11 protein-coding genes and 1 pseudogene are annotated in these 14684 nt (G+C 67.1%); 7 read left to right on the plus strand and 5 right to left on the minus strand.

The features are described from left to right. Positions 1-244 precede the first annotated feature (244 nt). The 5 genes and pseudogenes from GSE44_RS20685 (at position 245) to GSE44_RS20705 (ending at position 6389) form a co-directional block, all read left to right on the plus strand. Entirely contained in the window at positions 245-1450 is a 1206-nt protein-coding gene (locus GSE44_RS20685) for an MFS transporter (RefSeq protein WP_159350733.1), read from the plus strand. A 287-nt stretch (positions 1451-1737) separates the two neighbouring features. Continuing rightward, positions 1738-4398, plus strand: coding sequence for an aconitate hydratase AcnA (gene acnA / locus GSE44_RS20690; RefSeq protein ID WP_159350734.1), 2661 nt, complete (start codon positions 1738-1740; stop codon positions 4396-4398). A gap of 171 nt (positions 4399-4569) precedes the next feature. Then, a complete protein-coding gene (locus GSE44_RS26310; protein ID WP_159350735.1) occupies positions 4570-4797 on the plus strand; it encodes a tripartite tricarboxylate transporter substrate-binding protein in 228 nt (75 codons plus the stop codon). Further along, a pseudogene (locus tag GSE44_RS20700) lies at positions 4794-5455 on the plus strand (tripartite tricarboxylate transporter substrate-binding protein). Before GSE44_RS26310 ends, GSE44_RS20700 begins: the two are co-directional and overlap by 4 nt. Then, positions 5421-6389, plus strand: coding sequence for a GntR family transcriptional regulator (locus tag GSE44_RS20705; RefSeq protein ID WP_159350737.1), 969 nt, complete (start codon positions 5421-5423; stop codon positions 6387-6389). Before GSE44_RS20700 ends, GSE44_RS20705 begins: the two are co-directional and overlap by 35 nt. On the opposite strand, the gene GSE44_RS20710 is transcribed toward GSE44_RS20705, so the two are convergent. Further along, complete coding sequence (locus tag GSE44_RS20710) at positions 6364-6786, minus strand: Bug family tripartite tricarboxylate transporter substrate binding protein (RefSeq protein ID WP_159350738.1); 423 nt, start codon at positions 6784-6786, stop codon at positions 6364-6366. The genes GSE44_RS20705 and GSE44_RS20710 overlap by 26 nt on opposite strands. Positions 6787-7177: 391 nt before the next feature. Between GSE44_RS20710 and GSE44_RS20715 the strand changes: the two genes are divergently transcribed. Next, on the plus strand, positions 7178-8041 hold the full coding sequence (locus GSE44_RS20715) for an isocitrate lyase/PEP mutase family protein (protein WP_159350739.1): 864 nt from the start codon (positions 7178-7180) through the stop codon (positions 8039-8041). Between the two features lie 99 nt (positions 8042-8140). Here the strand turns inward: GSE44_RS20715 and GSE44_RS20720 are convergent, their stop codons facing one another. From GSE44_RS20720 to GSE44_RS20735, 4 genes are all read right to left on the minus strand, one after another. Beyond that, positions 8141-9118 carry a tripartite tricarboxylate transporter substrate-binding protein gene (locus GSE44_RS20720; protein ID WP_159350740.1) on the minus strand — a complete coding sequence of 326 codons (978 nt, stop codon included), beginning with the start codon at positions 9116-9118 and terminating at the stop codon, positions 8141-8143. A gap of 94 nt (positions 9119-9212) precedes the next feature. Continuing rightward, the gene (locus tag GSE44_RS20725; protein ID WP_159350741.1) at positions 9213-10280 is read right to left on the minus strand and encodes a ketopantoate reductase family protein; all 1068 of its coding nucleotides are present in this window, start codon (positions 10278-10280) and stop codon (positions 9213-9215) included. Between the two features lie 635 nt (positions 10281-10915). After that, entirely contained in the window at positions 10916-11887 is a 972-nt protein-coding gene (locus GSE44_RS20730; protein ID WP_159350742.1) for a Bug family tripartite tricarboxylate transporter substrate binding protein, read from the minus strand. A gap of 43 nt (positions 11888-11930) precedes the next feature. Continuing rightward, positions 11931-13679: a thiamine pyrophosphate-binding protein gene (locus tag GSE44_RS20735; RefSeq protein WP_235924999.1), complete on the minus strand. Its 1749-nt coding sequence runs from the start codon at positions 13677-13679 to the stop codon at positions 11931-11933. Positions 13680-13843: 164 nt separating this feature from the next. On the opposite strand from GSE44_RS20735, the gene GSE44_RS20740 reads away from it, so the two are divergent. Beyond that, complete coding sequence (locus GSE44_RS20740; protein ID WP_159350743.1) at positions 13844-14617, plus strand: IclR family transcriptional regulator; 774 nt, start codon at positions 13844-13846, stop codon at positions 14615-14617. The last annotated feature ends 67 nt before the right edge of the window (positions 14618-14684 follow it).

The raw sequence follows: 14684 nt of genomic DNA on the forward strand, positions 1-14684 counted from the left end.
CTTGCAAAACTTGGCCTCCGCTTCTCCAAATAGGCGCGGCTCCCTTTCGCGTAATCTTCGCCGCCGAAGCAAGCGCGTCCACCCTCATACAGCAAGATGCAGCGGGCGAGGCCACGCTGCATCGGGATGGGGGGGGCCTCAGCGGCAGCTGGGTCAATCGGCCCGCCTGAAGCGCAGTTGCTCCCTGACAAGTTCGCCTGATAGGAGCCCCGGCCTGAGATGAGGCAAGAGGGGGGAAATCAACATGGACGCACCCGTTACGCCAGAGGCGCGAAAGGCGCTCTGGGGCTCTGCCGTCGGCTATGCGATGGACGGATTCGACCTCCTCATTTTGGGCTTTATGCTCCGCGCCATCGCGAGTGAGCTTCAACTTGGCCAGTCTGAGGCTGCCTCCCTCGTTACTGGTACGCTAGTAGGCGCTGTCCTCGGCGGCCTCCTGTTCGGGATGCTCTCGGATCGGCTCGGGCGAGTTCGGGTGCTCACCTGGACCATCGTGCTCTTCGCGGTCTTCACGGGGCTTTGCGCGCTCGCCCAGGGCTACGGGGACCTGCTAGCCTACCGAATGATCGCCGGCCTTGGCCTGGGCGGCGAGTTCGGCATCGGGATGGCCCTCGTCGCGGAAGCCTGGCCCGCCGAGAAGCGTGCCCGCGTCTCCTCCTATGTCGGGCTTGGCTGGCAGGCGGGCGTCCTGCTGGCGGCGCTCATCACTCCGCTGCTGCTTCCGATCATTGGCTGGCGAGGGATGTTCGCGCTTGGCATCCTGCCGGCGTTCGTTGCCTGGGTCATACGGCGCAAGCTGCATGAGCCGGAGCTCTTCACCGCGCGCAATGCGGCAGCTGTTCGCGAGAGCTTTCCGCTGCGCCTTCTCGTGAAGGATACGCAGACGACAAAAACCAGCCTTGGGCTGATCATCCTCTGTTCGGTCCAGAACTTCGGATACTACGGCGTGATGATCTGGCTGCCTAACTATCTCAACAGCCGGTTCGGCTACGGGCTGACCCAGTCGGCCGTGTGGACGGCGGTGACCATCGCGGGCATGGCGGTCGGGATCTATGCGTTCGGCCAGATTGCGGATCGCATGGGCCGCCGTCCCGCCTTCCTCGGCTACATGATCGGCGCGGCGGTGATGGTCGTCGTCTACTCGCAGCTGACCGATGCGGCGGCACTGTTGATCGGCGGTGCGGTGATGGGCTTCTTCGTGAATGGCATGCTGGGCGGCTACGGGGCACTGATCAGCGAACTCTACCCGACGGCAGTCCGCGCGACGGCACAGAACGTGCTGTTCAATATCGGGCGCGCGGTGGGCGGCTTCGGGCCGGTCGTGGTGGCCGCCATCGCCGGCACCCATGGTTTCGAGACCGCCATCGCGGCGCTGGCCGCGCTCTATGTGGTGGATATCGTGGCGCTGTGGCTCCTCATTCCGGAGCGCCGGGGCGCGGAACTGGCTTGAGGCGGAGGGCCCAGCACGAGGCAGGTCCCTGCCTCGTGCACGTTTCTGCGGCGTGGGAGCCATGGAGGCCTCGACGGTGTCGAGTCTAACGGACCAGCTACCAGGCTTCAGGTCCACTTCGAGCAGAGCGTCTTCAACAGATCCGGCTCAGAGCGAGCCGATTACAGGCCGGGAAGCAGTTCTCCGAAGCCTCACTGCCCCGGCCACGACGAAGAGCTTGTTGTTTTGTGAGGCAATATAATACATGGCGGCGGCTGAACATTGCAGCTGGAGGCCCTAGAGAGCTCATGTCGCAGAGCACCGCCACCGTCGTGTCCAGTGCGAGGCTGACCGGATCCTTCGGCCAGCGGCGCATCATCGATTTGCCGGCTGCCGCCGGCGGTGCGGCGCTCCTTGCTCGTATGCCCTGGTGCCATCGCATTTTGCTCGAGAACCTCATGCGTCAGCCGGAAGCCGAGATGCGGGCAGCCGGGCGTGACGCCCTTCTGGCTTGGCTGGAGACGGGGCGCTCGGAGGCAGAGATTCCCTTCGCTCCGACCCGTATCCTCATGCATGACACAACCTGCGGCCCGGCGCTTGTGGACATCGCCGCCATGCGCGACGTGCTCGCGCGCGCAGGAGGCGATCCCGCGCGCCTGAACCCCGCCGTGCCAGTCGCCACCTCCACGGACCACTCCCTGCCCGTCGATGTGTCAGCCATGCCAGGCGCGCTGCAGACAAACATGGCGAACGAGATGGCGCGCAACGCCGAGCGCTACCGCTTCATGAAGTGGGCGGCAGGGGCGGTCAGCGGCTTTCGCGTCTTCCCGCCGGGCACCGGCATCATGCACACTATCAATCTCGAGCGGCTCGCGACCATCGTGACGACGGAGATGCGGGACGGCGAGGCCTGGGCCGTCCCAGACACGCTGGTCGGCACGGACAGCCACACGCCCATGGTCAATGGCATAGGCGTGCTGGGCTGGGGCGTTGGCGGTATCGAAGCCGAGGGCGTGATGTTCGACGTGCCCGTCTCGCTGCGCGTGCCCGAGGTCATCGGCGTCCGGCTGACGGGCGCGCTACCAGAGGGCAGCTTTGCCACCGATCTCGCCCTGACCGTCACGCAGATGCTGCGGAAATTCGGCGTCTCGGGTGAATTCGTGGAGTTCTTCGGACCTGGCCTCGGCACGCTGACTGCGGGGCAGCGCGCCGTTGTGTCCAACATGGCACCCGAATATGGCGCCACCACCGGCATGTTCCCGATTGACGGCCACACGCTGGACTACCTGCGCGCCACCGGGCGCGATGCGACCCAGGTTGCACTGGTGGAGGCCTATGCGAAGGCGCAGGGGCTCTGGCACGACCCGGCAAACGCGCCGCGCTACACCAGCGTGCTGGAACTGGATCTGTCCTCCCTCCGCCCCTCCCTGGCCGGTCCGCGCCGCCCGCAGGACCGGCTGGCACCCGCCGAGGTACCGGCTGCCCTGGAGGCGGCGGGAACCCGCATCTCTGAGGCAACGGAAGAGGGAATTCCGTCGGACGCCGTTGCGATCGCGGCCATCACCTCCTGCACCAACACCACGGATCTCGGGCTGCTCGTCGCAGCCGGGCTGGTGGCACAGAAGGCGCGCGCGCTGGGCCTTCACGTGCCGTCCTGGGTGAAGACCTCGCTCACCCCCGGGTCGCCAAGTGCCGAGCGGCGCCTGCAGCGCGCTGGCCTGCTGGACGACTTGGAAGCGCTGGGATTCGGGATCGCGGGCTATGGCTGCGCCACCTGCATCGGCAACTCCGGCCCATTGCTGCCTGCCGTGGCCGAGGCTGTAGAAGGGCAGGGGCTGAGACCGGTCGCTGTTCTCTCGGGCAACCGCAATTTCCCGGGCAGGGTGCACGCGCAGATCGATTCCGCGCTCCTCGCATCGCCGCCCATGGTGGTGGCCTATGCTGTTGCCGGTCGTGCCGGGCTGGACATCACACGGGACGTGCTCGGCACTGCACCGGATGGGCGGCCCGTTTACCTGACCGATATCTGGCCCCGAACGGCCGAGATCGAGGCTGCCGTCGACCTCGCCGGCGACCCGGCCGACATTGCCGCGGCCGGGGAGGCAGCGGATCGCTCCGCCGCCTGGCAGGCGCTGGAAGCGCCTTTCGTGCCGCTCTTCCCGTGGGATCCCGCCTCGACCTATCTGCGCCCGCCACCCTTCGTGAACTTTGGGCCGGAGGGCCAGGGGGCCGGCGTCCTGGCGGCGCACCCGCTGCTCGTACTGGGCGACGACATCACCACCGACCACATCTCCCCCGCCGGCGCCATTCCGGCCCGCAGCGACGCTGCGGCCTGGCTCATCGAACGTGGCGAGGACCCGCGCGACCTCAATGTCTATGCCTCCCGGCGCGGCAACTGGGAGGTGATGCTGCGCGGCCTGTTCACCAACAAGGCCGCGGTGAACCACCTCACGCCAGGGCTTCCGGCCGGCCACACGGTCTTCGCCCCCAGTGGTGAAGCGCTGCCCGCCTGGCGCGCCGCTATGCGCTACGCGGAGGCCGGGCTTCCGGTGGTCATCCTCGCTGGCGAGCGCTATGGCACCGGCTCCTCGCGTGACTGGGCCGCCAAGGGCGCCCAGCTGCTCGGCGCACGGGCGGTGCTGGCCAATAGCTTTGAGCGTATCCACCGATCCAACCTCATCGGCATGGGCGTGCTGCCGCTGCGCCTGCCGGATGACTGGCGCTTCGACACCCTTTGCCTGACGTCAGGCGACCTGATCGAGATTGGCTGGGATCCAGCTGCCCTGACGCCCCGCAGCGCGGTGCCCGTCACCTTGCGGCGCGCAAACGGCACTTCCATGCGGGGCTTGGCCACCGCGCTGCTCGACACGGCGCGCGAGGTCGGCCTGATCCAGGCCGGCGGGATGATCCCGACTATCCTGCGCCGCGCCCTGGCAGCCACGAAGGAACTGCAGGCAGCCGACGCCTAGGCGCCGCTCCGGCAGCCCCGCAGCTTCAGGACAACACAGGGGGCCGGCGCGACGCGCCGAGTGAGGGAGCGGTGTTCCCATGTTCCAGATGCGCATGCTGCTCGGCGCCTCGCCGCCCTTACTGCGCGGCCGTCTCTGGCGCAGGGCGGATCTCCGGATCGTCTGATCCAGATGGTTGTCGGCTATGCGCCGGGTAATGGCGTGGATATCGTCGCCCGACTGCCGGGCGAGGCGATGCGCAGCGCGCTAGGCCAGGTGCCAGTTGTGGAGAACCGGCATGGTGTCAGCGCCATCATCGGCGCCCGGACCGTCGCCCGTGCCCCGGCCGACGGCTACAACCTCCTGATGGCGGCTGCGGGCGAAATCTCGGCCACCCCGCCCTGCTCGAGGGCAAGATGACCTGTGATCCCCTGCGGGAACTGGCTCCGGTGTCGCTCGTCGCCACCGTCCCCAACGTGCTGGTTGCTGCGCCGGGCGTGCCGGTGCGAGATCCGGCCTCCCTCGCGGCCCATGCCAGGGCCAATCCGAACAAGCTGAGCTACGCCTTCTCCGGCAACGGCGTCACGGCGTCCCGCCACGATGCGGACACGGGAGCGCTGGAGCCATTCCAACTGCTTCTCTCGCTGCCCGACAGCTTCACGGGCAACAGCCGGGCCGCGGAGATCACCGTCTCTGCCGATGGCCGGTTCATCTATGCCTCGAACGGCGGTCACGACTCTGTCGGCATCTTTGCGATCGAGAAGGTACGGGCCGCCTGTCGCCGGTTGAATGGACCGCGACTGGCCGCACGCCCCGCTTCATTACGCTGGACCCGGCCGGTCGCTTCCTCTTCGCGGCCACCGAGGATGAGGACACCATCACTGCCTTTTCGGTCTCACCCGAGACCGGCGCCTCTCCCGGCTGGGTGAGGCGGCTCGGACGGGCAGCCCGGTCTGCATCATTTTTCGGGCTGCCGAGCCTAGCTAACTTCGATGGAGCGAGGACGTGCGAGGTGCAGGGCGGCGAGCTAGACTGCGCGGGCCATGCCCCGCCCGCCCGCCGCCATCCTGCACCGTGAACTCGCCCGCGCCATCGTCGAGCAGCTGCGCGCCGCGGCAGTGGAGCCGGGCGAGCGGTTGCGCGAGAATGATCTCGCCCAACGTCTCGGCACCTCCCGCTCCCCCGTGCGGGGCGCGCTGCAGGTTCTGCGGGAGGCCAAGGTGGTGGCGCGGCAGGAGAATAGGCGCCTGGTCCTCCGCCACCTGCCTTCCGTCGGAGAGGATCTTGCAGGCTTAGATCCGGAGACTGATGCAGCGGAGCAGATTTACTGGCGCGTTGCCTCGGATCGGCTGGCCGGAGCCTTGCCGGACGTGGTGGGGGAGGCAGACCTCGCGCGCAGATACGAGGCGTCTCGAGGTTCGGTGCATCGCGCGCTGCTGCAGGCCATGGGCGAGGGATGGATTGAGCGGGCCCCATCGGGGACTTGGCGCTTCCTCTCCCTGATTGATGGCCCAAAAAGCTATGATGAGTCTTATCGTTTTCGCCGCGCCATCGAGCCGGCCGCCCTCCTTGACCCGGAATTCGACTTGCCCGGCCTGACCTTGGCGCGACTGCGCCGGGACCAGCGGGACCTGCTGGAGCGTGCCGAATCTGCGAGCCCGCGTGAGGTCTTCGATTTGAACTCGGGCTTTCACCTCGCCTTGGTTCAGGCCTCCAATAATCGCTTCTTTGCGGATGCCGCGTTGCGGGTCACACGGCTGCGGCGCGTGGTAGGCTATGTCATCGCGCTCGACCATGGCCGGCTCGCTGCCCAGTCTACAGAGCACCTGGCGATCCTTGACCGGCTTGAGGTTGGCGACCGGGAGGGAGCTGCGTCGCTGCTCCTGAATCACCTCGATGCGGGCCGCGCCTCCAAGGCGCGGCTTCTCGCCGATGCAAGGCTGAAGCTGGAGGGGCTGACTTCTGCCGTGACCGAGCGGAAGAGCCTTACCCCACTAGGCCGAGCGGCCTGAGCACATCTTCGACCGAGGTGGTCTCGGTCTTCAGAAAGGACGCGAACTCGGCCGGAGGCATGTAGAGGTCCTGCCACCCGCGGAGCTTGCACTCGCGCTTCCACTCTTCGGAGCGCGCGATCTCGTCGGCGAGCGTTGCGAGCTGTTCCCGGTGCTCCTCCGGAATCCCTGGCGGCGCCCAGAGGCCGCGCCAGTTGTAGAGCACGGCATCCAGACCACCCTCCCGCATGGTCGGCAACTCGACATCCGGTTGGCCCCCGATGATGACCACGACGGCCGGTCCGCCGCCCGAGAAGGCCACGTAGGAGAGCTGGCTCGCAGAGATGCCCAGCGCGCTTCCCATCATCCCGAGCAACATGTGGTCCGTGCCGCCTGTAGAACCGCCTGCGACGGACATGGCCTTCGGGTCTGCCCGGAATACGGCGGTGTTACGGCTGCTCAGTCGCACGACGGAGAGGCGCCGCTATGCCGGCTCGTCGGGCAACCTCATCGGTCGAAGCCTGGCAACTTGTGGCACCAGACCAACGACGCAAAGCTAACCGCGCTTAAGGTCAGCGAACTCGACCTATCAACCGGTTCTCCGATCCCGCGCGGCCGCCGGTACCGACGACGAAGTCATGGCCGACTCCACCAGTCCAACATCCATTCAGAAGGATTTCTGGAATGCGTCACAAGGTCCATCGCTCCGCGGGGCCGGATCGGCGCTTGCACCTCATCGACTGATGGCAATAGCCAAATCCTGTCCTTCTGGTCACAGTGGCCAAGACGTGACGGGGAAGGATACATCCATGGACTGGACGAGCCGGCGACGACGCTTCCGCGAGATCCTCGACGGGGATCGCTGCATCCACCCCGCGTCGGTGCACGATCCAGTCTCGGCCCGCATCGCCGCGGACCTCGGCTTTGAGACGGCGATCCTTGCTGGTTCGGTTGCGTCGCTTGCGGTGCTCGGCGCGCCCGACCTGATCGTCCTGACACTCACAGAATTTGCCGAGCAGGCACTGCGGATCAACCGGGCTGGCGCGCCGCCGCTGCTGGTGGATGCCGATCACGGCTACGGCAATGCATTGAGCGTGATGCGCACCGTGCAGGAGCTGGAGACCGCCGGCGTTTCCGCCCTGTCCATCGAGGACACGCTGCTGCCCGCCCCATATGGCGGCGGTCCGGCGCGGCTGATTTCCCTGGCGGAGGGGGTGGGCAAGATGAAGGCTGCCGTCGCTGCCCGCGAAGACCCGGGGCTCGTCATCCTCGCCCGTACCAGCGCGCTGGCCATAACGGGGCTGGAGGATGCAATGGCACGGGTCCGGGCCTATTCAGGGTTGGGAGTCGACGGAATCTTCCTAGTGGGCGCCAAGACGCGCGCCGAAATCGAAGCGATGCGAGCCGTGACCGACTTGCCCTTCGTGCTGGGCGGGGCAGGGGGCGAGCTGGCCGACACGGGATGGCTGGCCTCGCGCGGGGTGCGGGTGGCACTGCAGGGGCACCAGCCCTTCCAGGCGGCCATCGCGGCACTGCACGCAACAATGAAGGCCCTGCGCGATGGCGCAAAGCCCTCCGAGCTTACGGGCCTCGCGCCTGCTGATCTGGCAAGACAGGTGACGCGCGAGGCCGACTATACGCGCTGGACGACAGACTTCCTGGGTGGGGCCTGAGCGGCCGACTGGGCCCAGTCCAGCGGCAGCACCCAGACCATGGAGAGAGGCGTTCCCCCTGCCCATGCACCTGGGGCAACGCTGTAGGGGCGGCCCCGGTCAATCTGCGTAGGTTCCGGCGGCCTGGATCACGGGCCGCCAGCGGGCAACCTCTTCGGCGTGGTAGCGGCGGTGGAAGTCGCGCGTTGCCCGATCCTGCGACGCTGGGGCGGTGATCAGCTCCGCGAAGCGGGTGCGCAGCCGCTCCTCGCGCAATGCCGCCCGCAATGCGGCGGAAAGGCGATCCAGGACCGGCTCTGGCACGCCGACAGGCGCGAACAGGCCGTGCCAGGTGGTCATGGTGGCTTCGGGCTTGCCGGCCTCTGCCATGGTCGGAAGGGATTCGAGGCCGGGAACCCGCGTATCGCTGGTGACGGCGTAAGCGGGGAAGCGCTTGTCCCGGATGTAGGGCAGGGTGTTCGTGACCTGGTCGCAGAAGATGTCGACCCGGCCCGCCATCAGCTCGGTGGTGATTGGCGCGCTGCCGCGATAGGCCACAGTTGTCGCGAGCGTGCCGGCGGCCTGTTGAAGAAGCATAGCGCAGAGGTGGCTGGAGGACCCGACACCGGAATGAGCGAGATTGAGCTTGTCGCCTTCCCGCTTCATCACGGACAGGTAGGAGGCGATGTCGCCTGCCGGAAAGCCGGGGCGGGAGACGATGGTCATCGCCGCTTCCGACACGAGGCCCAGCGGCTCGAAGCTCTCGGTCACGCTGTAGGGTAGGCGGCGGTACATGGTGGCACTGGCAGCGAAGCCGATGTTGGTGTTCAGGATTGTGTAGCCGTCCGGACGCGCCTGGTTGGTGCGGCCGGCGGAGAAGACCGTACCGGCGATGTTCTCGATCACCACAGGCTGGCCAAGGTCCTTGGCCATGCCCTCCGCCACGAGGCGGCTTATGACGTCTGTCGGTCCGCCGGCCGTGCCTCCGGCGATGAGCGTCACTGGGCGATTCGGAAAGGGGGTCTCCTGCGCGTGCAGGGCGGGAGCGGCGAGAGCGCCGGGGACCGCGGCAAGCAGCGTGCGGCGTGTCAAGGACATCTGACGTACCTCCATCGTTCCGCCTGCAGGCGGCACCGCCGCACAGGGCTTGGTCCCTCCGTCCGCGGCGGCGATCGGGCGCCGCGCGCGGAAGCTAGTTCAGGCGCAGGTCGAGGACATGGCGCGGATCGGGCTGCAACTCGCCCTTCTCGACGCGCTTAACGATGTCGGTCAGTGCCGCGTTCGCGGGGGCCTCAATGCCAACCTCTTGGCCGCGCTCGACGATGAAGCCGTTCAGGAACTCGATTTCGGTGCGGCGGCCCTTTACCATGTCCTGACCCATGGAGGGGCGATGCGCGCCGCCGCCCTTGGACGCCTCGGCCAGTCGGTGCTCGTCATAGACGCGCCGCGCGTCAGGGTCGCCCTCCCCAGCACGTGCGATCGTCTCCGGGTCGATGTGATGCACCTCCTCAAGCTGGTAGCCGAGGGCCTGCCCGATGCGAATTGCCTCGCCCCCGAGGCGGGCGGTGAAGTGGCGGAGGCTATCATTGGTCAGGATGTCGCGGCTGATCAGCCCGGTGCAGGCGGACAAGCCGTTGGCCATGGCGTTGGTTACCAGCTTCGACCAACGCTCGCCCCACAGGTTGGTCGTGACCTGGGTGCTGTCGGATAGCGCGACCAACCGGCCGACCTCCTTCGCGCGGTCAGTGACGCGGCCGTGCACCTCGCCAACGCGGAAGACGGTATGCGCCGCACCGCTCTTGCCGGCGGCGCGGCGGACATGACCAGGTTCGCACAGGTCCACAGTAATCGAGCTGGCGATGGCGCCAAGCGTGCGGCCCCAGCCGACGACCTCGGCGATGGTTGCCTCATTCATGCAGTTCTGAAGGGAGACGACAAAGCCGCCAGGGGCCAGGTACTGCCGCACCATCGCCGTCGCCCAGGCCGTGTCATAGGACTTCACGCAGACGAAGGCGATGTCGATCGGCGCCTCTTTGCTCAGCCCTTGCAACTCGGTCAGGTGCAAGGCTCGGACCGGCACGCGGAACTCGGGAACGTCACGCAGGTGGCTGATGCGCAAGCCGTGAGCACGCATCGCCTCGACATTCTCGGGCCACATGTCGACGAAGGTGACGTCCTCCCCGGCCTGCGCCATATGTGCGCCAGCATAGCCGCCGACCGCGCCGGTCCCAATGATGGCGATACGCTGACCTTTGGACATTCTCGCTCCCCTGGTCCTCGCGCTCCGGCGAGTGTTCGGGCAAGTATTCAAGGCATCCCTGTAACGAGTCAAATGCTGCGCAGGTCGGACCGCTCATGCCGGCCGTCACCGCCATCCTTGTCGAACTCTGGGCAGCCTCCTCATCCTCCTCAACTCGCTCGGCCCCACATCGTTCGCTCCATCGGGCCGGCGGCAGGCGGGCTGCTGTTCGCGGCGGGCGGCGCTGCCGTGACCTATGGCTGGGACATCACGGAGCACGCGGCGGATCCCGAGCGGATGGTGAGTGGTTCATGGCCGGATTCTGGGCCGAGCACTTCCGGCAGCACCATCGGGTCCCCCATGCCGATGCGGATATCAAGGCGGTGTGGCGCTTCCACTAGGAACGAGAGGCCCCGGTGGCGCGGCACTTCCTGACCCTGACCGCTGGAGCGGGCTGAGATTGGAAGTGGTTGCCTGCTCCTTTGCGGGAGCGGGGTGCGGAAGGAGAGCAAGGCGAGCTGGAATCGGAGGTATAACTGCCGCCCTGTCCCATTCGTTAATCGGCGCAGATCGTCCCCTTGGTAGGATTGTGGCACCAAATGTTGGAGCCTCTCCGCAGCGCTTCACGGAAGGGCGGTACCGTTCCCTTGAGTCGGCTACTCCACGGTAATCCGCGCATCCCGGATCAGTTTTTCCCACTTCGTTGTCTCCGAGGCGATGAAGCGCCCGGTCGCCGCGGGGCTCCGCTCTTCCGGTGCCGGAGCTTGAACACCGAGCTCCGAGACACGCGCCTGGGTCGCCGGGTCGCCCATGACCTTCCAGATGGCGGCCGACATGGCCTGGACCATGGGCGCGGGCGTGCCGGCAGGGGCGAGGACGGCGTTCCAAGTGGTCGCTTCGAAGCCGGGAATCGTTTCTGCCACAGCGGGCAGGTCCGGTAGCGCTTCGGAACGGCGGGCGCCGCTGGTGGCGATGCCGCGCAGAGCGCCGGCGCGCACCTGAGCGGCACCGGTCGCGACGCTGTCCATCACGAGGGCGATGCGGCCGGCGAGAAGGTCCGCCACCGCGGGGGCCGTGCCGCGGTAGGGAATGTGCTCCGCTTGGGCGTTGGTCATGGACTTGAGCAGCTCGACGCCGAGATGGGATGAGCCGCCGATGCCGCTGCTGCCATATGCGTGCTGGCCGCTGCGGAGGAAATCGATCAGCCCCTTCATGTCACGCACGGGGCTGTTGGGCGGCACCATGATGACCTGCGGCACCACGCCGATGAGGGCCACGGGCGCGAAATCCGCCTGCGGATCGAAGGTGAGGCGCGAGCCGTGCAGGGCGCGGTGCACGGCGTGCACGACGGTGGTGAAGAGAAGAGTGCCGCCATCCTTCGGTGCGCGGGCCACGGCCTCGGTGCCTGGCAGGGCCCCGCCGCCGGCCCGGTTCTCGACGACGACCCGCTCCGGAAGCGCGTTGGAGAGGCGTTCAGTCAGGATGCGGGCCACGGCATCAGTCGGGCCTCCGGCAGCATAAGGAACGATGAGGCGGACAGGCCGGTCCGGCCAGTGACCCTGGGCGAAGGCGGGCGCGGACAGGGCAGCGAGCCCCACCGTGGCCAGCAGGGCGCGACGCTCGATCATGGATGTTTCCTCATTGGCTATCTTGGTTCAGATCAGGCGCAGTTCAGGCAATGCGGTCGCCCTTCTTGATCACTGCCGCACGGTTATCCACGCCGGGCAGCATCTTGGCGGGGTCACGCGTCACAATAACGTCCAGCACTACGGGACCCTTGATGGACATGGCCTGGTGCAGCGCGTCCTCGATGCTCTCGGGATCCTCCACGCGGATGCCGGTGACGCCAAAGGCCTTGGCAACCTCGGCGAAGTTCACCTCGGAGAGGTCGGAGGAGTGATAATTCCCGGCACCATAGACCAGGTGCTGTAGCGCCTTCACATAGCCGGAGGCAGCGTTGTTCACGACGATGACGGTGAAGTCGAGGTTGAGGCGTCGCGCCGTCTCCAGATCGCCCAGCACCATGCAAAAGCCGCTGTCGCCAGTCAGTGACAGGATCGGGCGGCCGGGGGCTGCCAGCGCCGCACCCATCGCTCCGGGCAGGCCGTAGCCGATGGAGGCGAAGCCCCGGTCGGGTACGAAACCGCGCCCGGCGCGCTTGGTGTCGAAGAGCAGCCCGCCCCAATGTGCCGCAAAGCCGCCATCGGCGACCAGGATGCCATCCTCCGGCAGCACATTGTTGATGGCGGTTAGCAGGCGGGCGACGTTGATCGGGCGCTCCGTGGAATGCAGGCGCGGCGCGACCTCCTCCCGCCACTTCGCCATGCGGGCGGGCACTTCTTCCGCATAGTCGGCGTGGCGGGACTTGAGGTCGGGTGCCTTGGCCTGCAGCGCCTCATGCAGATCCTCGATGCCGAGCCGGGCATCGCCCCAGAGGAGCACGTCTGCCTGCCGGGTGCGGCCGAATTCCTCGGCCACGATGTCGAGGTGGATGATGGTCTTGCCCGGCCCTGGCACTGTGTAGCGCTTGGTTGCGATCTCGCCGAGCTTGCAGCCGATGACGAGGATGACATCCGCTTCTTCGATGAGCCCGTTGGCGATGCGGTCGTAGCGGCCGAAAAGCCCGGCGCTCAGCGGATCCGTGCAGGGAATGGCGCCCTTGCCTGTGAGGGTATGGGCAACCGGGATGTTGTTGGCGCGCGAGAAGGCCGTGAGGGCATCCCAGGCGCCCGAGATGTGCACGCCCCCACCCGCGAGGATGAAGGGCCGGCGCGCCCTGGCGATGAGGTCGGCGGCGCGGGCGACGGCGCTGCCATCCGGGCGGCAGCGCAAGGCGGGAGCGGCCTCGTTGATCGGGTCCACCTCGAACTCTTCCGCCTGGAAGGTATGGGTGGCGTGCATCAGGTCCTCGGGCACGTCGACGACGACGGGCCCGGGGCGGCCTGTGGTGGCGACCATGAAGGCGCGGCGCATCAACTCGGGTATGCGCTGGATAGCCTCAATACGGATCAACTCCTTGCAGACCGGGCGCAACAGCTCTGTCTGCCGGCACTCCTGCGTCATGTTCTTCCAGGCGTGGTCGCGATGCGTGTCGCCAACCACGCAGACCATCGGCGTGCCGGCGTTCAGCGCCTCCGCCAAGCCGGTGACGAGGTTGGTCGCTCCCGGTCCGAGCGTAGCGTCGGCAAGGCCGACGCGGCCCGAAACCTTCGCATAGGCATCGGCGAGGAAGACCGCCGAGCGCTCGTCATTCATCAGGTGGTGCGGCATGTCGAAGCGCCGCACCGCCTCATAGAGCGGCAAGAGCTGGAAGCCGCCCATACCGAACATCGGTCCGCCATGGAAGGCGCGGATGATGCGGGCAATGGCCTCCCCGCCCTGCATCTCGACCGTGGAGTTGGCAGTAAGGGAGTCGGGCACGCGGCATTTCCTCTTTTCTTCACGGCAAGGGGACAACACCCATGGCTGCCGCAGTTGTGTCCCATTGAGTGAGACGTTCATTCCTGGTAAATGGAATTTATACGGAGGGTGCCATCGGCTCGTCAACGCCGTCCCACCCTGATCCGCACGCGGAGTTTCGACCCATGGAGAGCAACAATTCTGCCGGCCATCAGGGCATTGACAGAGCCCTGGCGCTGCTGCGCGCGGTTGCCGCGGAGGGCAGGGGCGGCGCAAGGCTCGGCGACGTGGCAGCGCAGACAGGGCTCTCCCGCTCCACGACGCATCGCCTACTGACCCATCTCGTTCAGGCCGGCTTGCTGGAGCAGGATTCTGACGGACCGCACTACCATCTAGGTTTCGATCTCTACGATCTTGGCCGTCGTGCCGCGGAACGCCATGGTCTGCCCGGCATCGCGCGCGCCAGCCTTGTGCGGCTTGAGGAGCGCAGCGAGGATACCGTCTATCTCGGTATTCGCTCAGGTGACGATGCGCTCTGCACAGCACGTCAGGAAGGCCGCTACCCGATCAAGACCCTTACGCTGGCGGTGGGAGACCGGCGTCCGCTTGGCGTCGGCGCCGGCAGCCTCGCCCTTCTCGCCGCCTTGTCGGATGCGGAGGTGGAGCGCGCCATTCTCGCCAATACCAGCCGCCTAAGCACCTATCCCTCCTTTTCACCCGACCGCCTGCACGAATTGGTGCAGCGGACCCGTACCGATGGTTACGCCACAAACCCCGGCATGGTCCTTCCTGGCATGATGGCCGTCGGCGTTCCCATCCACACCCGGGGTGACCGAGTGGCGGGTGCGCTGAGCATCGCCGCGATCGAAGGGCGGATGCAGCCGGACCGGCGCTTGGAGTTGGTGACGTGGCTGCACGAGGAGGCCGCGGCGATTTCGGCGAGGCTGGACTCGCGCTGAAGCATGGGGTGGGTGGAAGCCGATTTGCCTGGATGGTGACGCGTTATTGGTCAATGGCCTTCGTCGT

Source organism: Muricoccus harenae (assembly GCF_009848505.1).
Classification (GTDB): Bacteria; Pseudomonadota; Alphaproteobacteria; order Acetobacterales; family Acetobacteraceae; genus Roseomonas; species Roseomonas harenae.